Consider the following 19,021-nt stretch of genomic DNA (forward strand, 5'->3'; position numbering starts at 1 on the left):
GCCGGGCGCCAGGAATCGCCGTACGGCCCTTGGTGCCGCATCGGGCAACGTTCGCCCTGTCTGCGCGGCGGCCGGGCACAAGGTGATCAACGTTGGCTGATCAGGGACGCTTGCCCTTCGGCTTCCCTCCCCCGGCCCGTCGCCGCGCTCCCTCACCTCATCGGCGCTGCCACTCCTCGGCAAGCAGTTCGTAGGAGCGCACCCGGTCGGTATGGCGATGGGTGATGGTGGTGATCAGCAACTCGTCGGCGCCCGTGGCCTCCTGGAGGCGTTCGAGGTCATCGGCGACGCGTCCGGGTGATCCGACGAACTGGGTGTCGACGCGGTCGGCGACGAGTGTGCGGTCCGCGTCGTTCCACGGGTGGGCGCGGGCCTGTTCCGGGGTGGGGAACTCGATGGCGCCCTCGGCCGTCCGGATGCTGCGGACCCAGGGGCCGTACCCCGTGGCCAGTTCGCGTGCGGCCGCGTCGTCCTCGGCGACGACGACGTCGGCCGAGACGCTGACGTACGGCTTCTCCAGCTCCTCGGAGGGCCGGAACGCGGCGCGGTAGCCCTCGGCCGCCTCCAGTACGGTCGCCGGACTGACGTGGTAGTTCGCGGCGAAGCGCACACCGTTGCGACCTGCGACGTCCGCGCTCTGTCCGCCGCTGCTGCCCAGGATCCACACCTGCACGTCGGCGCCCTCACCCGGAACTGCGTGCGCCTCGATGCCGTCGGCCGAACGGTACGTCCCGCGCAGGAGCGCGAGGATGTCGTCGATCTGCTCGCCGCAGTCCTGCGCCCGTGCACCGGGCTGGTGCAGGAGCTGCTGCTGGAGCGCGATCCGGGGTGAGCCCAGCAGGTGCTCGAATGAGAACCGGGCGGGGATCCGCAGTCCGTTCGGGGCGCGTCCGTCGACCACCGGGATCGTGGCCGGTGCGGGCCCGCTCTTGCGCTCGGGAGGACGTCCGCCCGATCGGCCGAGGCCCAGGTCGAGCCGCCCGGGATGGAGGGCGTCGATGAGGCCGAACTCCGCGACGGTGGACAGGGCGGTGCGGTGGCCCAGTTGCACGGCCCCGGAGCCGATCCTGATCGTCGAGGTCGCCGAGGCGGTCAGGGCGAGCACGACGGCGGGTGAGGCGCCGGCCACGCCGGGGTTGAGGTGGTGCTCGGCGAACCAGTAGCGGGCGTAGCCGGACCCTTCGGTCCGGCGGGCCAGGTCGATGGTGTTGCGCAGCGCGTCGGTGGCCGTGGAACCGGACGGAATCGGTATGAGGTCGAGGACCCCGAGTGGGATGCGGGACATGGCCGGAGTCCTCCTCAGTGGCTCGTCGGAACGAGTGCGGACGCCGGCGCCGGAGCGGGCCGGACAAGGACCGGGGCCCACGCGAACGGCGGGTCGGGGATGTCGCGTCGCAGCACCGGGGCAACGTCGGACTGGAAGAGTTCGAGCGAGTCCCGGTGCTGGGTGTCGGTGAGGCCGCCGGCCTCCGCTTGCAGGTGCAGGACGGTGTGTCCGAACTGCTCGTGGTAGCGGTGCACCTTCTCGATGATCTGCTGGGGGCTGCCGATCAGTGCCGAGCTGCGCTCGACGAAGTCCTCCAGGGTGGGGAACACCGGATCGACGCCCAGCTTCTTCTGGAACACGAGGTTCCCCTCGAACACCGGCCGGTAGGCGGCGACGGCCTCCTGCGAGGTCCGGGCCGTGTGGAAACCGGCCGTCCCCGCACCGACCACCGCCTGTGCCGGGTCGTGCCCGTAGTGCTCCCAGCGCTCCCGGTAATGGCGGATCAGTTCGGCGTACGGTTCGATCGCGTGGGTGACGTTCGCCGAGAAGAGCGGGTCGCCGTAGCGTGCGGCGAGGTCGACCGACTTCCGGCTCGTGGCGCTGCCGTGCCACACCCGGACGGGCCGCTGGAACGGTCTCGGCCACACCTCCGCCTCGGTCAGCTCCGGGCGGAAGCGCGGTGTGGCTGTCACCTTGTCCCGGCGCCAGAGCCGCCGGAACAGCTCGTAGCTCTCGGCGTTGCGGTCCCACTGCTCCACGGGCGCGACGTGGAACAGCTCGCGCTGTGCCGTCCCGTTTCCCTTGCCGATGATGAGGTCGAGGCGTCCTCCGGACAGGTGGTCGAGTGTGGCGTAGTCCTCGTACGCGCGCACCGGGTCGAGCAGGCTGAGGGTGGTGACGGCGGTGAACAGCCGGATGCGGGAGGTGTGCGCGGCGATATGGCTGAGCACGACGGGCGGCGAGGAGGAGATGAACGGCCGCTCGTGCCGCTCGCCGACGCCGAATCCGTCGAAGCCGAGCTCCTCGGCCAGCAGCGCGTTGTCGATCACCTCACGGAAGCGTTCGGTGGTCGGCTTGAGGACGCCGGTCACCGGGTCCGGGGCGTGGACGATGAGGGTGATGGCCAGGAACTTCATGACGCCGCCCGCTCGGCCGCGGCGTCGTCGGGACGGTCCAGGCCGAGGTGGTCGCGCAGGGTCGTGCCCTCGTACTCCTTACGGAACACACCACGCTCCTGGAGGAGCGGGACCACGGTGTCGGCGAAGACGTCCAGACCGCCGGGGGTGATGTGCGGGACGAGGATGAACCCGTCGGCGGCGTCGGCCTGGACGAAGTCGTTGATGGTCCCGGCGACGGTGGCCGCCGAGCCGACGAAGGCCTGGCGGTTGCCGGTCTCGATGACCAGGTCGCGGATCGACCAGTTCTTCGCGGCCGCGAGCTCCCGCCACTCCCGGGCGACGGCCAGCGGGTCACGGTACATGCGTACCTGGGCGCGGCCGCGGGCGACGGTGTGCTCGCCGAGGTCCGGATCGATGTCGGGGAGCGGCCCTTCGGGGTCGTACGAGGAAAGGTCGCGGTTCCAGACGAACTCGAGGTGCTTGATCGCGGTGGCGCCGCTGACCTGCTGTCGGCGTACCTCGCGGGCCAGTTCCTGTGCCTCGGCGTCCGTGTCACCGAGGACGAAGGTCGCGGCGGGCAGGATCAGCAGCTGGTCGTGGGTGCGGCCGTGGCGGGCGAGGCGGCCCTTGACGTCCGTGTAGAACGCCTGGCCCTCCTTGAGGGTGCTGTAGCGGCTGAAGATCGCGTCGGCGCCCTCCGCCGCGAACTCGCGTCCTTCGTCGGAGTCGCCGGCCTGGAAGATCACCGGGCGGCCCTGCGGGCTGCGCGGGACGTTGAAATGCCCCTCGATGTCGAAGTGCTGCCCCTTGTGTACGAAAGCTCCGGCCTGGGCGTCCCGCAGGAACGTGCCGGTCCGCTGATCGGCGACGATCTCGTCACCGCGCCACGAGTCGAACAGTTCGTTGGCCGTGGCGAGGAACTCCTTGGCACGGGAGTACCGCTCCTCCTGCGGGAGGAATCCGCCGCGGCGGAAGTTCTCGCCGGTGAACGCGTCCCAGGAGGTGACGACGTTCCACGCCGCGCGCCCGTCCGAGAGGTGATCGAGGCTGGCGAACTGGCGGGCCACCTCATAGGGCTCGTTGAACGTGGAGTTGATCGTGCCGGTGAGACCGAGATGTTCGGTGACGGCGGCCAGAGCGGACAGCACGGTGAAGGTGTCGGGGCGCCCCACGACATCCAAGTCGTATATCTTCCCGCCCTGTTCGCGAAGCCGGAGCCCCTCGGCGAGGAAGAGGAAGTCGAACTTGGCGCGTTCGGCGGTGCGGGCGAAGTGCGCGAACGAGCTGAACTCGACGTGGCTGCCGGCCTCGGGGTCGCTCCACACGGTGGTGTTGTTGACGCCCGGGAAGTGGGCGGCGAGGTGAATCTGCTTGAGGGGCTTGCCGGTGCTGGCGCCGGCGGCGTTGCTGATGCTCATGTCGGTGGTCCTTCCGGCTCAGACGGTGGCGTAGCGGTTGACGGGGCGGGAGAGTCCGAGCAGCCCGCGCAGGGTGTCGGCCTCGTAGGCGCTCCGGAAGGCACCACGGCGCTGCAGTTCGGGCACGAGTCCGCGGGTGATCGCCGGGAGGTCGTGGCCGATCACGGCGGGGCGCAGCCGGAAGCCGGAGAGCCCGGCCTGCTGCCAGTCCAGGAGCAGGTCCGCCAGTTGGGCGGGCGTGCCGGTGAACACCTTCGCGTCACTGCTGTACGGGTGCCCGGCGAGGTCGTCGAGACGATCGCGGCGGGCCGCCGCGGCCGCGGGGTCGTCGTCGAGGAACACCACGAGGTCCCCGAAGATGTGCAGGGGTTCCGCCGCCCGTCCCGCCACCGCCTGTTCGGCGCGGATCTCCTCGATGATGGTGCGGGCCTGACCGGTGTCGTGCGGGGTGATGTACCCGATGTCCGTGGAACGGGCCACCAGTTGGAAGGGAACGCTCTGGTGCGCCAGGGCGCTGACGACCGGCTGCCCCTGCGGGGGCCGGGGTGTGATCGAGGGGCCCTTGACGCTGAAGTTCCGGCCCTCGAAGTCGATGTAGTGCAGCTTGTCGCGGTCGATGAATCGGCCTGTGGCGTCGTCCCGGATCTCCGCGCCGTCCTCCCAGCTGTCCCACAGGCGGCGTACCGCCTCGACGTAGTCGCCGGCCTCCTCGAAGAGTTCGGCGATCAGCGCGCGGACGGGCGGGGTGTCCAGGTCCTCGACACGGAAGTGCGGGAACGTACGGCGGCCGAAGTGGGCGGCTTCGTGACTCCGGGCCGACACCTGGATGCGCAGACCGGCCCGGCCGGTACTCACGTAGTCGAGGGTGGCGATCGCCTTGGAGATGTGGAACGGCTCCGTGTGTGTGGCGATCACGGTGGGGACCAGCCCGATGTGCCGGGTCAACGGTGCCACGCGGGCGGCGATGAGCACCGCGTCGAGGCGCCCGCGCTCCTGGTCGGTGCGGCCGTCGGGCTCCGTGAAGCGCGAGGACTGGAGCCCGAGCGCGTCCTCGATCGTCACGAAGTCGAGCAGGCCGCGTTCGGCCTCCTGGACGGTGTCGGTCCAGTACGCGGCGGTGAGCAGTTCCCCGGGCCGGGCCTCCGGCTCGCGCCATGCGGCCGGGTGCCAGCCCGCGCCGTTCAGCGCGACGGCGAGGTGGAGGAGCGAGGTGGGCAGGGCAGGGTGCGGCAATGACGATGCGGACACGAAAGGGTGCCTTCCTGATCGACCGTGGGTGATCGCCGGGCCTCGTCGGGAGGTTCGGCGTCGCGGGAACGGGTCAGGAACAACAGAGCGCGCCGGCCACGCGCTGGAGGTCGATGTGCGGCCGTGAGTAGAGGTGGACGCGTCGCCGCGGGGCGAGCACCCTGACGAACGGGCGGGACACCGGTGGCATGACCGTCGCCTCCGCTCTTCCGGCTGGGCGGGCCCGGGGGCCTCGCGCTTGCGGAACCCGGACGGGCCCCGCCTGGTCGTCACCTGGAGCACCCCGCCGCGCAGGAGGGTTGCCGGTCAGCAAGCCAGGGCTTGACGCTGACACTCGTGACCTGCCCGGAACGCTACGCGTGCGGGAAGCGCCACGCAATGCCCTGCAGATCATGGCCGTGCTCACATCGGTCACGCTCGCACTGTCATGGCCCGGAACAGCGCGGCCGCTCCCTGTGCTCCCTCCAACAGGCGCCCTGGAACCGGCGGTCACCTGCGACAACCGGGCGCGGCGCGCTCAGGGGGCGGGCGCGGACCGGTTCATTGCCGCTGCGTGAACTTAAGGGAGTTGCTGATCGGACCGCCGGACTCCGGCCGGTTCGACGCCCTTACGATCTCCGGCGCCCTGGCCGATCACCTCCACGCCGAGGACGTCACGGCGGACGGCGGGCGCCCTGCCTGCGCCGCGGACTGACCGGAGGGGATGCCGCGCGTCCGTGGACCTGTCGGCCGTCCCGTCCGCGTACGGATCACGCGCGTCCTGCGGCCTTCTGGCTCCTGCGGGAGACGGAGTCGACGACCACGGCGGCCAGCAGGACGGATCCCGTGATCATGAACTGGACGGCGTTGCTCACACCCATGATGTTCATCCCGGACTGGATGGATCCGATCACCAGGGCGCCGAGCAGGGCCGACCAGACCGAACCGCGCCCGCCGAACAGGCTCGTGCCGCCGATGACGGCCGCGGCGATGACGTTCATCAGGAGGTTGCCGCCGCCCGAGGTCTGGCTCGCGGACTGGATCTGCCCGGCGAGGAACAGACCTCCGATCGCCGCCATGGCGCCGGCGATCGAGAAGACCGACATCCGGACGAACGGCACACTGATACCGGCCCGTCGCGCGCCCTCGGAGTTGCCGCCGACGGCGAAGACCTTCCGGCCGTACGTGGTGCGGCGGAGCACGAAGTCCAGTACCACCAGCACGATCAGGAAGATCAGGAGAGCCAGCGGGAGGCCCTGGTACCGGTTGAGGATGTACGCGGTGACGAAGGCGATGGCTGCGATGACGATCGTACGCAGCACGATCTCGGCGACCGGCCGGGACGGCACCCGGGCCGCTCTGCGGCGTGCGGCGTCCAGGAGGGAGGCGGCCAGGAAGAGTCCGACCCCGACGGCCGCGGTCACGTAGGCGGCGGCCGGGCTGTGGTAGATCGTCGAGTAGATCTCGGCGACGATGCTGTCGCCGGGGATGTTGACCGTGCCGCTGGAACCGAGCACCTGGAGCATCAGCCCGTTCCAGGCGAGGTTGCCCGCCAGGGTGACGACGAACGCGGGCACGCCGACCTTCGCGAAGAAGAAGCCCTGGATGAGGCCGACGGCGGCTCCGCCCAGAACGGCGACGAGGAGCGCCAGCCACTCGTTCATCCCGTTCAGGACATTGAGTACGGCGAAGATCGCGGCGCACAGACCGCTGACGGACCCGACGGACAGGTCGATCTCGCCGAGGAGCAGCACGAAGACGATGCCGACGGCGATCATGCCGGTGCCGACGATCTGCTGGCTGAGGTCGGAGAGGTTCTGGGCCGAGAGGAACGTGCTGTTCAGACTGCCGAACACCGTCCAGATGATGATCACGGCGATGACGACGGGAAGGGAGCCCAGCTCCCCGCTGCGCATCTTGCGCCAGAACTCCCCGGCGTACCCGCGGATACCCTCCTCGCGGACGAGCAGACGGGTGTCGACGGCGGGCATGGCGTCGTGTGCGGGTTGCTGAAAGTCGTCGCGGCCGGGTTGCTGGGAGTCGTCGCGTGCGGGGTCCCGGGTCATCGCTCCTCCTCCCGCTTACGGGCCTGGCGCCGGGTGACCGCACTGTCGGAGGCCCCGGTGATGGCGGAGATGATCTCCTCGGTGGTGGTGGAGCGCCGGTCGAAGAAGCCGTTGTTGCGGCCGAGGCGCATCACGGCGATCCGGTCCGCGACCGCCATCACGTCCACCATGTTGTGGCTGACCAGGATGGTCCCGAGGCCGCGGTCGCGGAGCCGCTCGACCAGGTCCAGGACCTCGGCCGTCTGCTCCACGCCCAGGGCCGCGGTGGGCTCGTCCAGGATGACGACCTTCGGCTCGCCGATCAGCGATCGGGCTATCGCCACCGTCTGGCGCTGTCCGCCGGAGAGCGAGGCGACGGGGATGCGGACGCTCGGGATGCGGATGGACAGCGTGTCGAGCAGTTCGCGCGAGCGCTGGTCCATGCGGACCTCGTCGAGCACGCCGAAGCGGCGCAGTTCGCGGCCGAGGAAGAGATTGCCGACCACGTCGAGGTTGTCGCACAGGGCCAGGTCCTGGTAGACGGTCGCGATGCCGAGGTTCTGGGCGTCGTGCGGGCGGCCGATGGCGACCTTGCGGCCCTGCCATTCGATGACGCCCTCGTCCGGCGGGTTGACTCCCGCGATGGCCTTGACCGCGGTCGACTTCCCGGCGCCGTTGTCGCCGACGAGCGCGACCACCTCGCCGGGGTGGACCTCCAGGTCGAAGCCCGACAACGCCTGGACGGCGCCGAAGCGTTTGGAGATCCCCCGCAGAGTGAGCACAGGTTCTTGCGGCAAAGGAACCGCCTCCTCCGCTGCCCGTCCGTACGGGCTGACGGTCTCGTCCCCCGCCGGACGAACGCGCGGTTGCGTTCGTCCGGAGTCCTACGACACAGGGCTACTGGAGGCCGGTCTTCTCACAGGCGTCGGCGTAGGCCGGGGTACAGATCTCCTCGACGGAGTACAGGCCGTCCTTGACGACGGTGTCGTTGATGTTGTCCTTGTCGACCACGACCGGTGTCAGCAGCTTGGCCGGGACCTTCTCGCCGCTGCCACTGGTGACGGTGGTCGGCGTGAGGGACTTGGGAATGTCCTTGCCCTGGGCGAGGTCGACCGCCATCGCTGCCGCGGTGTCCGCCTCCGGCTTGTACGGCTTCTCGATGGTGATGGTCTGCGTTCCCGCGAGGATCCGCTGGATCGCGTCGAGCTGGGCGTCCTGGCCGGTCAGGGGCACGTTGATGCCTGCCGCCTTGAGGGCGGTGGCGATGCCGGCGGCCAGGCCGTCGTTCGCCGAGTACACGCCGACGATCTTGTCCTTGCCGAGTGCGCTGATGGCGCCGGCCATCTGCTGGTTGGCGTTGTTCGGGTCCCAGTTCGGGGTGTCGTACTCCTTGCCGATCTTCACCTTGCCGTCGAGGACGGAGTGGGCGCCTGCCTTGAACTCGGCAGCGTTCGGGTCGGTCGGCGAGCCGTTCTGCATGACGATTTCGCCGCTGTCGGCCTTGTCACCCAGCGCGGCGAGCAGTGCCTTGCCCTGCAGCTCGCCGACCTTGTGGTTGTCGTACGAGACGTAGGCGTCGACGGGGCCCTGTGCGAGCCGGTCGTAGGCCACGACCTTCACGCCCGCGTCCCGTGCCTTCTGCACGGAGGACTGGATCGACTTGGCGTCCACGGCGTCCAGGATGAGCACCTGGTCGCCCTTGGCGAGGGCGGTGTTCACCTGCTGCTGCTGGGTGGTCGCGCTTTCGGCGGCGTTGTAGTAGTCGATCTGGGCGCCGGGTGCCAGTTCCTTGATCTTGTCCTCGATGTACGGCCGGTCGAACTTCTCGTACCGCGTGGTCTTGCTCTCCGGCAGCAGCAAGCCGATCTTGACCTCGTCGGCCTGGCGGCCTGCTCCCGGCTGCGCCGCACCGCTGGTCGCCACCGCTCCCAGTGACAGGGCTGCCGCTCCGGCCAGGGCTATCGCGCTCCGCAGTGTGCTGGTCATGGGAGGCTCCTTCTCGTACGGCGCCGTCCCTCCACCGGGAGAGCGCGGAAACGAAACACACTTTTGGCCTACATATCGACATTAGCGGCAACCTCTGGACCGGCAAGCGGGTAGGGCGGCGGAGCCATCGGGCCCCGCCAGGGGGCGGCGGAGGGCCGGGCGGTCAGCCCGGCCCTCCGCCGGGCAGTAGAGGCCCGGCGGGTCAGTCGGCCAGGCCGGCGGCGAGGGTCGCCCCAAGCTCCCAGCACGCCTCGATGTCGGCCTTGGCGGGTTCTCCCGTGACCGTCACGGCATCGGTCGCGCGGCGCCATCCCAGGCCTGTCGTGATCGACTCGATGGCCCGCACGGCCCCGGTGACGTCGTTCCCGCCGTGCACGTAGTACCCGAAGGGACGGCCACGCGTCGCGTCCAGGCAGGGGTAGTAGACCTGGTCGAAGAAGTGTTTGAGGGCGCCGGACATGTAGCCGAGGTTCGCCGGTGTTCCGAGCAGAATGCCGTCGGCGGCGAGCACGTCGGAGGCCGTCGCGGCAAGCGCCGCGCGCCGCTCGACCCGGACGCCCTCGATCTCGTCGGTCGTCGCACCGGAGACGACGGCTTCGAACAGCGCCTGGCAGTTGGGCGAGGGCGTGTGATGCACGATCAGGAGAGTGGCCACACCCCGGAACCCTGCCGCGCCCGCAGCGCGGCCGCAAGCGAGGCGCGCTCACGCGTCTCGGTCACCGCGACACCGGCCGCGCGGGCCCTCCTGACGCCCCCGCGCGGCCGCGGGCGACGGACACGCCTCACTTCCGGGCGGGGTCCTGCCGCAGGTGTGTCCGGTCATGACCGGTGTCGAGCTCTTCCGTACGGCTCCGCAGCCAGGACGTCAGCCGGCGAAGCCGCTCGTCCTGCTCGGGCGGACGGCGGCTGAGGAGGTGGTAGCCGGTGCCGTCGGGATCGTTTGTCCTGCGTTCTTGATGTCGTCGACTATTGATTCATTCACACATGAACGGTTCGACGGAGAGGTGCGGCATGACATCCGCCAAGGACGTCCGGCAGGGCATAGGCATCCTGGCGGATGACCTCACCAGTGCCGGGGACGGGGCAGCCCCGTTCCGCAGGACCGGTCACGAGGCACGGATCCTGCTGTCCGGCCTCGCGACGGAGCTCCCGCCCGTCACGGGTGTGACCGCGGTCGACCTCGGGACCCGGCTGCTGGACCAGGAATCCGCCGCCGCACGTACGGGCCGGGCCGCCCGCCGGTTCGCCGCCTCCGCGCTCCTGTTGAAGACGGTGGACTCGACCCTGCGCGGACATGTCGCGGCGGAGGTCCGGGCCGCGTGGGCGGGATCGCGGCGGCGGGCCGTCGTCATCGCCCCCGCCTTCCCCGCGGAGGGCAGGGTGACGGTCGAGGGCGTCCAGCACGTGCGGGGCATGCCGGTCCACGAGAGCGACTTCGCCCGCGACCCCGTTCATCCGGTGCGGTGTTCGGACCTGAGGACGTTGTTCCCGGATGCCGTTCCGGTCGGGCCGGACCGGGCAGCCGAACTGCCCGGTCCGATCGGCCGTGGCGCTCTGATCGTCTGCTCCGCCGCGACGGACGGCGACCTCGACCGCCTGGTCGCAGCGGTCCCGCACCTCGACGACGTCCTGTGGGTCGGCTCCCCGGGGCTGGCGGCCGCGCTGGCCCGGCGGTGCGCGCGCGGCGACGGACCGGTTGCCCCCGCGCTCACGCCGGCCCGCCGACCGCTTGTGGTCGTCGGCAGCGCCAACCCGGCGACCCGGCGGCAGCTGGCCGCGCTCCGCGTCCGGTCGGACGTCCAGGGGATCACCATCGGCGACGATCCGGCCGCGGCGGTGCAAGCGATACGCGCGCTGGCGGCTCCCGTCCTCACGGTGCAGACACCCGATGAACGTCACGCACCGCACACCGCGCGCGTGTTCGCCCGTTCCCTGGCCGCAGCAGTACGGACACTGACCGAGGAACGTCTGGTCGACGCACTCGTCGTCACCGGCGGAGAGACGGCCGCCACCGTGCTCCGGGCCCTCGGCATCGACGGGATCGACCTGCTCGACGAGCCCGAACCCGGCGTCGCCCGCGGAACCCCGCTCGGCCTGCCCTCCCTCCCCGTCCTGATCAAGGCGGGCGGCTTCGGCGACGACGGGATGCTCCTGCGGCTGTGTCATCTGGTCCGGCAACCCGTCGGCCGGCCCGCCCCCGGCCGAGGACACCACGCATGACTCCGATCGCCCTCACCATGGGCGACCCCTGCGGCATCGGCCCGGAGACCGTTCTCAAGGCGTGTGCCGACCCAGGACGCACCGTGCCTGTCGTCGTCATCGGTGACGCACACGTCCTCGCCCGTGCGGACTGCTTCGCCGGCACCGGTCTGGTCCCACGCCCGGTCGATGCTGTCGGCCGGGCGGCGTACGCACGATCGGCTCCGCCGCCTTCGAGGGCTCGCTGAGGCCCGACGCCGGAGCCCTCGCATCCCAACTGGCGACGTTGGTCGACACGGCCGGCGCTCAGCGTCTCCCGCTGAAGCACCGGCCCGGCCGACGGGGCCCGAACCGGGAACCTCACCATCGGTCGGACGCCGGAGCGTCAGGACCGGTGGCCGAAGAACTCGACCTCCGCGACCGCCACCCGGCGGCCCTTGCCGGAGCCGTACGCGGATTCGACCATGAGCCGGGCACCGACCGTGTCCGATCCCCGTACGTCGAAGGTCTGCTGGCCCGACTGATCCGCCAGCCGGATGGTCCGGCTGCTCTCCTTACCGTCCTTCGAGGTCAGGACCACGGTGATCCGCGCCGGCCTGGCCTGTGTGAGAAATTCGTCCTTCCGCGCCGAGGTCCCGGAGAACACCACCATCTTCAGCAGCCGGACCGGCTGCGTGAACGAGCATTCCAGGTACTCGCCCACGCCGTCACCGCTCTCCCGCGGAGCCCAGTACCGGTTGTTGAACCCGTCGAAGGCCGCAGCCGCCGGATGTCCCGACGCCGCGCTGGAACTCCGGGACGAGGACGGCGGAACCGCCTCCGGGGCCCCCGTCTCCTCCTTGGCGAAGCCGAGCAGGCCGGACAGGTGCGGCAGCGCGAACCAGATTCCGACCGCCAGCAGAAGCAGCACGACCGGCAGCGCGAACCTCGGTCTGCGCCGTCCGCGTCGTGGCCGCGTACCGGCGGCGTGGGTCCTCCCGGGCCGCCGGCGAAGGATCCGCCGCCACCACGGCGGGCGGAGGCCGGGGGGCGGCCCCGGGTCGAGGAGCAGGGCGCACCGGATACAGAGTGTGCGTTCCGGCGCGTTCTCCGCACGGCAGTTGGGGCACACCACGGGAACGCCAGCCACCGGTCCCGGCGAGGCGGGGGTGCTGGGTTCCGGGCCTGGCGGCCATGCCTCGGGCCCGGGGGCGGGCCCGTCCGGAGCATCCCCGGGGCGCCGGGGAGCCGCCGGCTGCGGAGGTGGAGCCGACGCCGGTCGCGGTGGGGAAGCCGGTGCGGTGGGCGGTGCGGAGGGCGGTGCAGAGGGCGGTCCGGAGGGCGGTCCGGACGGCGATGCGGTGGGCATGCGTACGGGGCCGGGCGCCGGAACCGCGGGCGGAGTGATGGGCAGAACAGGCTCCCGGCCGGGGGCCGCCGCCGTGGGCTCCGGCCGACCGGCCGCCCGCGGCTCCGCTTCGGCCGGGCCCGCCCCTTCCGGTTCCCATGCCAGGAACGCCTCGCAGGACGCGCAGAACTCCCGCCCCGGCGCATTCCGGTGACCACACGTCTCGCAGATCACTGCGCACCGCCCCCCACGTCCCCGGCCGGAGGCAGGATCTCCAGCGTGTACACCACATGAGCCGGGACCTCGGTCCCGATGAGCTCCTCCAGCCGCACCCGGTCGATCGTGCGCCCCACCCGTTCCCGGACCCGGATCGTCACCGAGGGGCGTGCCCGGCCCGGCAGCGCGGTCTGCGACACGGTCGACCAGGCCGTTCCGCCGCTCTCGGTGATCTCCGGCTCCGCGCCCGTCTCCAGCCGCACCGCGTCGGCCAGTCCGTACGCCGTGCCGCGCCGGGCATGCCCGGCGACCGCCCCCCGTACCGTCTCGCGGCGCCGCTCGACGGGACTGTCCTCGTGCGGCTCCACCGCGACCCACTGGGCCAGCCAGGCCAGGAAGTCCTCGGGGGCGCTGCGGGGGTCCAGGTGGGCGGGCAGGTTGTCGATGGCGAGCAGCACAGGGGCGAGCACGTCGTCGAGCGCGGCGAGGAAGCGCCGGAGGAAGTCCTGCTCCAGGTAGACGGCGGGCAGTTGGTCGATCAGGGGGTGCGGGGTCGGGAGTCCGGTGACGCCGGTGCGCATGGGTCCAGGGCCTTTCGTTCGGATCAGGCCGGATGAGGGAGCGGGGTCCGGTGCGTGCGGTTGCGAGGCGGAGGAGGGACTCGCTGCGGAGCGTTGTCGACCGACGACAACGCCGGAGGGGGTCCCCCTGGTCGAGCGAAGCCGGGACCTCGCGGGGGCGTGCCGGAGCCCGCGAGCGCGTGATCCGAATGAGAGGTCCTACGCTCCCCTCACCCGGAGCTGATGCTCGTAGCTGAAGACCAGCGCGTGCCGGTCCAGTGGGATCTTGGCGGTGGCGTCTGTGCGTTCGCCGGTGACCGGATCGGCGCGGTAGAGCCGAACGTCCTCCACGAGGTCCACCCCCGCCACCCGCTGGAGCACGGCGAACGCCTCGCCCGACTGGACCGGCCGCCCGAAGGGCCAGCCCTGCCCGCCCGGCCCGCCGGACAGCGCGTTGAAGTACCCGTACAGCGCGGCCAGCGCGGCCTCCCGTACGCGCTCCACGACCGCCCCGCGTTCGGCCTGCACCGAGGCGACGACGGTGACGCCCTGGTAGAACGGCGGCTCGACCACGAGCCGGGCCCCGATCGGGCGGCGGGCCTCCAGGTGCCCGGCGATGAGGCGCAGCGTGTGCGCGGGGGGGATGAGTTCGTCGAACTCGATCCTGCCCTGCTCGTCGCTGCGACCGGCCGGAACGACGAGCAGCCGCACCCCGTGGGCGGAACCGTCGTCGTCCGCGCTCCCGTCCCCGGCCTCACCTGCCCGGATGCAGTGCACACGTGCCGCGTCCGGGGCGATCTCGCGGGCGAGGAGTTCGTAGTCGTGCGGAACGACGGCACGGTGCAGGGTGCGCAGCGTCATCGGTCCGCGCACCCGGGCGTTGTCGACGCTTTCGCCGTCGACGCCGCCGAGGGCCGGCCGGCGGTTCTCCACCCGTGCCACATAAGGGAGCGCGCTGCGCAGGACCTTCAGTGTCGACCTGGCGACATTGCCGCGCAGCCCGCCGCCCGTTCGGTAGGAACGCACCCGGACGGTGGCGCCCTTATCGGGGACCGCGCCGTAGTGGCGTACGGAGCCGTCCCGTTCCCGCACGGCCGGACCGAACTCGACCCGGCCGGAGTTCGGGTCGAGGGTGATGTGGCGGTCCTCGGGCCCGGAGTGCGCGAAGTCGTCGACCCTGGTCCACCGGGTGTACTCCGGTTCCGGGCCGCTCGCGGGGTCGGCCACCTCGACCACGAAGTCGCCCGGCACCACGGGCGGGCGGGCCAGCGCGAACGCCTGGCCGGGCACTCCCTCCGCCGCGCCGAGCACCTCGTCGGCGACGGTCTCGGCATGCTCTGCGGCCACCGTCGCGCCGATGGTGAAGGCGGTGATCCGGCGGACGACGGGCGGCGCCAGGTAGGTCGGCCGGCCGGGCTCCGCCTCGATCAGCCGGCAGCGCAGCCAGCCCCCGGTGCGCCGCACGACGGCCGTCGGGGTGTGCGTCCCCGGCAGATGGAGGATCAGCTCGCCGGAGCGGTTGAAGCCTCCGGTGTCGTCCTTCTCCACCTCGCAGGCCGTCCAGGCGGTGCCGTCCCAGGCCTCCCAGACCAGCGGCGGACGCAGCGGATCGACGCCGACACCCTCGACCTTGCAGTCCAATCGCAGGACGACGACTCCGGCAGGCACCGCGGCCGACAGGCCGACGTAGAGGCAGTCGCCGGGCGCCGGGGTCGCCCCGAAGCACGTCACGTCCCGGCCGATCGCCAGCTCCTCCGTACGGTCCGCCGCCTCCCCCGACACCGGCCGGGTGGCGAGATGCGCGAAGGCACAGGGGGTGATCGTCAGTTGCCCGGCTGTGGTGAAGACGACGGCTTCCTCCGTCTCCGTACGCACGGTGGCGACCTCCGTCCCGGCCCGCACCACGACCGGGTCGGGCCGTGGTGCGGAGAGCCGGAACGTCACGTCCGTGCGGGCGGCTGTGGGCGGGTGCAGCCGGACGCCGATCAGGTCGAGGAAGGTGAGATAGCTCTTCTCCGGCACCCGGTTCACGCGGTAGACGAGCTGGTCGACCATGGTGGCGAACGCCTCGATGAGGGTGACGCCCGGGTCCGACACGTTGTGGTCGGTCCACTCAGGGCAGCGCTGCTGGACCCGGCGTTTGGCCTCGTCCACCAGGCCCTGGAAGCGGCGGTCGTCAAGATGGGGACTGGGCAGCGTCACGCGCCTGCCTCCTCGTCGTCGTGGCTCGTCTCCTGCGGGTGCTGCGGAATCACGTAGAACGGGAAGACGAGGTTGCGGGGGTCGTTGGAGCCGCGCACCGAGTAGCCGATGTCGATGTAGAGGACCCCGTTGTCCGCCTCGTCGAACCGCACGGTGACTTCGGCGACCTCGATCCGCGGCTCCCAGCGCTCCAGCGCGAGTCGCACCTCGTACGCGAGCTGTCCTGCCGTCCCCGCGTCGGCGGGGGCGAACACGTAGTCGTTGACGGCGCAGCCGAACTCGGGCCGCATCGGCCGCTCGCCGGGGGATGTCGCCAGGATCAGCCGGATCGACTCCTCCAGCTCCCGCTCTCCGCGCACCAGCGCGATGGACCCGGTGGCGTCGGTGCGGGGCGGGAACGCCCAGCCGGCTCCGATGAACTGCTGTCCCATCCCGGCTCAGCCTCCGATCAGTACGGTGGGGCACCCCGACACGACCGGCGACCCGCAGCCGCTCCGGTCGCCCACGCGGGCGGCGGGGCTGCCGCCGATCCGCACGGTGGTGCTGCCGGGCGGTGCGATCGTGGACGGCGGGTGGGCCGCGGGCGACGCGCACTGGTGGGAGGTGCCCACCGTGGCAGCGGGCTTCCCGCCGATCAGGACCGCCGGCACTCCCGGCGGACCGACCGTGCCGGGGTGTCCGGTGGGGTCGGTGACCCGTGCGGCTGCTGCTGGCGGCATGCGGTGTACTCCTGTTCCCCTGATTGCGGTACGTCAGTTGAGCGTGATCATCGGCGCGTTGACGGCCACCGACCCCCCGCTTCTGACGTCCGTGCGCTGGGTGCCGTCGACCGTGACCTGGGCGCCCTGGACCTCCACCGCGCCGCCGGTGGAGAGCGCTACCTTGCCGTTCCCGCCGTCGAGTGCGACCCCGTTGCGGGACGTCACGGTGACGCTGTCGCCGCTGAGTTCCAGCGCGCCGCCTCCGGAGTCCAGGACAACCCCCTTGTCCGCCTTGACGGAGACCCGTTCCCTGGCCTCGATGGTCACGCTGCCGTCGCTGTTGATGACGACGGCCGTGCCCCGGCGGTCCAGGTCGATCGTGAGCTTTCCGTCGCCGGTGCGGAGCCTGACTCCCTGCGGGCCGTTCGCCGCGTCCAGCAGTTCGAGCTGGTTTCCGCTCTTGGACGCGAAGGCGCGACGGTTCACCGCGCCGGTGGTGGGATCGACTAGGTCACCGCCGTCACCGGGAGTTCCTCCGGAGGCCGGGGCACCCCCGTCACCTCCCCCGCCGGGCCGGTCCTGCCCGTTGTACAGCCCGGCCAGCACGTAGGGCCGGTCCAGGTGCCCGTGCTCGAAGCCGACCAGCACCTCGTCCCCGACCTCCGGGATGAAGGCCTCGCCGCCGCCCGTCCCGCCTGACTGCGCCGTGCGCGCCCAGTCGCTCGCGTACTCGTCCGACAGCCAGGGGAAGCGCACCTTCACCCGGCCCGACCCCTCCGGATCCTGGGTGTCCGTCACCGTCCCGTTGACCAGTCCGGCACATCGTCCCCCTCCCCCGGCCGCGTCCTGTCCGCCCCCTCCGGTGAGCCCGAGCAGCGAGCGTTCCTGCTGCCCCGACACGGTGATCCAGGTCTCGTAGCCGCGTACGGCGTCGAAGACGTGCCGCGAGGACGTGACGGTGTACCGGCCCTCGAACGGTGCGCCCACCGCGTTCAGCGCCACCGCGCTGCCCGCCCTGACCTCCGGGTTGCCCCGGATCACCGCTTCCAGTTCCGCGAACGACCCGGCGATCCGCTCCGCCAGCGCCTTCGCCGCCCGGTCCACCTGAGCCTGCGCCCCGTACGCCGCGTCCGTGACCACGAACCGTGCCTCGCCGAAGGGGGCGGACACCTCGGCCGCCGTCACCCCGAGTTCCAGCGTCGACGACGTACCGGCCGGGGCCCTGCCCACCACCGGCTGCTTCGCCCCGACGTCCCAGCCGCGTACTTCGACCTCGGACACCTGCTCGGCGGCCGACACCCCGGCCCGGCAGCGCAACAGGTTGTCGCCCAGTTCGAGGACGAGGGGGTCGCGTTCGGCGCGCGCGGATCCGTCCGGCGCCCCGCTCGCCTCGGCGGGGCGGGTGATGTGCAGTTGCCCGTCGCGTACGTACGCCTGCGCACCGGCCTCCTCGGCGAGCCCGCGCACGAACTCCCAGTCGGTGACGTTGGGCTGGGCGATGTGCTCGATCACGGGTCCGGCCACGTCCACCGTTCCGGGCTTCAGTCCGGCGCGCTGGGCGACCTGGCCGCAGATGTCGGCGAGCGTCATGTTCTGGTAGCTGGCGACCCGCCGCCCCCGCAGCAGCCGGTGCGACTCGTCGAGACCGCGTACGACGGTGAACGTGCCGGTCTCGTCGAGTTCCACCTCAAGTGCCGTGACCACTCCTTCGAGCAGCGGCTTCGGAGCCGTGTCGCCGCCCGCACGGGCCAGCAGCCGGGCCTCGCTGCCGATCCTCAGACCGGTCTGTTCAAGCAGGACACGGTCGGCGTCCCGGAACCGCAGCAGGAACAGGTCGGGGAGCGTACGGCTGTCGTCGACGTATCCCTCGACCAGGGTGTTGACGAACTTCGCGGGGAGCGGTGTGCCGTTGAACTCCACCACGAGCGCGGTGGTGACGCCCTGTTGGGTCATCGGCCCTGCCCCCGGCCCGTGTCGTTGCCGCCGAGCCTGCTCAGCTCGTCGAGGGCGGGCAGCAGCAGCTGTGTCCCCGGCGCGAGCCGCAGCGGGTCGTCGATACGGTTCGCTTCGGCGATCACCCGCCAGGCACCGGCGTCCCCGTACTCCCGGTGGGCGAGCGAGGGCAGCGAGTCCCCGGAGGCCACCCGGTGCACGCGCCGGGCCGCCAGGGCGCCCGATGTCGGGTTCTGGCCGGGCGTCTCCCCGCTGATCTCCTCCATCGTGACCTGGCAGACGGCCCGGATCGGCACCCCTGAGGTCGTGAACAGGGTGTATTTCGCGGCGACTTGGCTCACGTATCCGGGAAACCCGGTGAGCCCGCCCCAGTGGAACACCACCCACGGCGGTGACGACCGCTGCTGCTGCCGGGTCTCGCTCGTCGGCACACAGCAGGCGAACAACTGCTCCACCGAGGTCACCACCCGGGTGTCCTGGGTGTCACTGGCGTCGAAGAACATCTCGACGGTGAGCTTGCTGGGCTGCGACCCCTGGTACTCCGGAGGCCCCGAGCTCTTCGCCCCCTTGGCCGGGGTCCGCTTCCAGGAGGCGGCCTTGGTCAGGCTCAGCTCCTTGGGATTGAACTGGAAGTCGATCCGTCCGCACGGTCCGCCGGGCGTGAGCCCGCCCCCGGTGGGCGGCGTCCGCAGCTCCAGGTAGGCGTGTTCCAGCTTGGGCCTGGCCGAGCCGCCCTTCGCCGCGGACGCCACTCCGGACGTACCGGCGGCACTGAAGGCGATGGGTCCCGCGCCGCTCACGC

Annotated in this window: 19 protein-coding genes and 1 riboswitch; of the genes, 3 read left to right on the forward strand and 16 right to left on the reverse strand. The window is 71.5% G+C overall.

Translation table 11 applies throughout. The features are described 5' to 3' along the window. Window positions 1–157: 157 nt before the first annotated feature. From ACIOEW_RS25580 to ACIOEW_RS25600, 5 genes are all read right to left on the reverse strand, one after another. Window positions 158–1,285, reverse strand: coding sequence for an LLM class flavin-dependent oxidoreductase (locus ACIOEW_RS25580; RefSeq protein WP_401966204.1), 1,128 nt, complete (start codon window positions 1,283–1,285; stop codon window positions 158–160). Window positions 1,286–1,299: 14 nt separating this feature from the next. After that, window positions 1,300–2,403 (reverse strand): LLM class flavin-dependent oxidoreductase, encoded by a 1,104-nt coding sequence (locus ACIOEW_RS25585; RefSeq protein WP_362544540.1) that lies wholly within the window; start codon window positions 2,401–2,403, stop codon window positions 1,300–1,302. After that, entirely contained in the window at window positions 2,400–3,803 is a 1,404-nt protein-coding gene (locus ACIOEW_RS25590) for an NtaA/DmoA family FMN-dependent monooxygenase (protein ID WP_401966206.1), read from the reverse strand. Before ACIOEW_RS25590 ends, ACIOEW_RS25585 begins: the two co-directional genes overlap by 4 nt. Window positions 3,804–3,821: 18 nt before the next feature. After that, window positions 3,822–5,051: an LLM class flavin-dependent oxidoreductase gene (locus tag ACIOEW_RS25595; RefSeq protein ID WP_401966208.1), complete on the reverse strand. Its 1,230-nt coding sequence runs from the start codon at window positions 5,049–5,051 to the stop codon at window positions 3,822–3,824. A 73-nt stretch (window positions 5,052–5,124) separates the two neighbouring features. Next, entirely contained in the window at window positions 5,125–5,241 is a 117-nt protein-coding gene (locus tag ACIOEW_RS25600) for a putative leader peptide (protein WP_326740437.1), read from the reverse strand. Between the two features lie 39 nt (window positions 5,242–5,280). Continuing rightward, a riboswitch (SAM riboswitch) is annotated at window positions 5,281–5,393 on the reverse strand. A gap of 226 nt (window positions 5,394–5,619) precedes the next feature. Between ACIOEW_RS25600 and ACIOEW_RS25605 the strand changes: the two genes are divergently transcribed. After that, window positions 5,620–5,745 carry a hypothetical protein gene (locus ACIOEW_RS25605; protein WP_401966212.1) on the forward strand — a complete coding sequence of 42 codons (126 nt, stop codon included), beginning with the start codon at window positions 5,620–5,622 and terminating at the stop codon, window positions 5,743–5,745. 55 nt (window positions 5,746–5,800) lie between these two features. On the opposite strand, the gene ACIOEW_RS25610 is transcribed toward ACIOEW_RS25605, so the two are convergent. The 4 genes from ACIOEW_RS25610 to ACIOEW_RS25625 all read right to left on the reverse strand — a co-directional run bounded on the left by ACIOEW_RS25610 (window position 5,801) and on the right by ACIOEW_RS25625 (window position 9,716). Continuing rightward, entirely contained in the window at window positions 5,801–7,096 is a 1,296-nt protein-coding gene (locus tag ACIOEW_RS25610) for an ABC transporter permease subunit (protein ID WP_362544531.1), read from the reverse strand. Continuing rightward, window positions 7,093–7,872, reverse strand: a complete 780-nt coding sequence (locus ACIOEW_RS25615; protein WP_362544528.1) for an ATP-binding cassette domain-containing protein — start codon at window positions 7,870–7,872, stop codon at window positions 7,093–7,095. Before ACIOEW_RS25615 ends, ACIOEW_RS25610 begins: the two co-directional genes overlap by 4 nt. Window positions 7,873–7,972: 100 nt before the next feature. After that, on the reverse strand, window positions 7,973–9,061 hold the full coding sequence (locus ACIOEW_RS25620) for a sugar ABC transporter substrate-binding protein (RefSeq protein WP_401966215.1): 1,089 nt from the start codon (window positions 9,059–9,061) through the stop codon (window positions 7,973–7,975). A gap of 202 nt (window positions 9,062–9,263) precedes the next feature. Further along, complete coding sequence (locus ACIOEW_RS25625; RefSeq protein WP_362544522.1) at window positions 9,264–9,716, reverse strand: NAD(P)H-dependent oxidoreductase; 453 nt, start codon at window positions 9,714–9,716, stop codon at window positions 9,264–9,266. Window positions 9,717–10,072: 356 nt separating this feature from the next. Between ACIOEW_RS25625 and ACIOEW_RS25630 the strand changes: the two genes are divergently transcribed. Then, complete coding sequence (locus ACIOEW_RS25630; RefSeq protein ID WP_401966217.1) at window positions 10,073–11,281, forward strand: four-carbon acid sugar kinase family protein; 1,209 nt, start codon at window positions 10,073–10,075, stop codon at window positions 11,279–11,281. Beyond that, window positions 11,278–11,508 (forward strand): hypothetical protein, encoded by a 231-nt coding sequence (locus tag ACIOEW_RS25635; protein ID WP_362544516.1) that lies wholly within the window; start codon window positions 11,278–11,280, stop codon window positions 11,506–11,508. The genes ACIOEW_RS25630 and ACIOEW_RS25635 overlap by 4 nt, the downstream gene beginning before the upstream one ends. A 137-nt stretch (window positions 11,509–11,645) precedes the next feature. Here the strand turns inward: ACIOEW_RS25635 and ACIOEW_RS25640 are convergent, their stop codons facing one another. From ACIOEW_RS25640 to ACIOEW_RS25670, 7 genes are all read right to left on the reverse strand, one after another. Then, on the reverse strand, window positions 11,646–12,170 hold the full coding sequence (locus ACIOEW_RS25640) for an NADase-type glycan-binding domain-containing protein (RefSeq protein ID WP_362544514.1): 525 nt from the start codon (window positions 12,168–12,170) through the stop codon (window positions 11,646–11,648). A gap of 647 nt (window positions 12,171–12,817) precedes the next feature. Further along, on the reverse strand, window positions 12,818–13,384 hold the full coding sequence (locus ACIOEW_RS25645) for a phage tail protein (protein WP_401966221.1): 567 nt from the start codon (window positions 13,382–13,384) through the stop codon (window positions 12,818–12,820). 198 nt (window positions 13,385–13,582) lie between these two features. Further along, entirely contained in the window at window positions 13,583–15,565 is a 1,983-nt protein-coding gene (locus tag ACIOEW_RS25650) for a putative baseplate assembly protein (RefSeq protein WP_362544509.1), read from the reverse strand. After that, complete coding sequence (locus ACIOEW_RS25655; protein WP_351002525.1) at window positions 15,562–15,996, reverse strand: GPW/gp25 family protein; 435 nt, start codon at window positions 15,994–15,996, stop codon at window positions 15,562–15,564. Before ACIOEW_RS25655 ends, ACIOEW_RS25650 begins: the two co-directional genes overlap by 4 nt. Before the next feature lie 6 nt (window positions 15,997–16,002). Continuing rightward, window positions 16,003–16,284 carry a PAAR domain-containing protein gene (locus ACIOEW_RS25660; RefSeq protein ID WP_362544506.1) on the reverse strand — a complete coding sequence of 94 codons (282 nt, stop codon included), beginning with the start codon at window positions 16,282–16,284 and terminating at the stop codon, window positions 16,003–16,005. A 33-nt stretch (window positions 16,285–16,317) separates the two neighbouring features. Beyond that, window positions 16,318–18,219 carry a VgrG-related protein gene (locus ACIOEW_RS25665; RefSeq protein ID WP_401966225.1) on the reverse strand — a complete coding sequence of 634 codons (1,902 nt, stop codon included), beginning with the start codon at window positions 18,217–18,219 and terminating at the stop codon, window positions 16,318–16,320. Then, the gene (locus ACIOEW_RS25670) at window positions 18,216–19,019 is read right to left on the reverse strand and encodes a peptidase M23 (RefSeq protein WP_362544499.1); all 804 of its coding nucleotides are present in this window, start codon (window positions 19,017–19,019) and stop codon (window positions 18,216–18,218) included. The genes ACIOEW_RS25665 and ACIOEW_RS25670 overlap by 4 nt, the downstream gene beginning before the upstream one ends. Between the last annotated feature and the right edge of the window lie 2 nt (window positions 19,020–19,021).

It is taken from the genome of Streptomyces sp. NPDC087901 (assembly GCF_044742205.1).
Classification (GTDB): Bacteria; Actinomycetota; Actinomycetes; order Streptomycetales; family Streptomycetaceae; genus Streptomyces.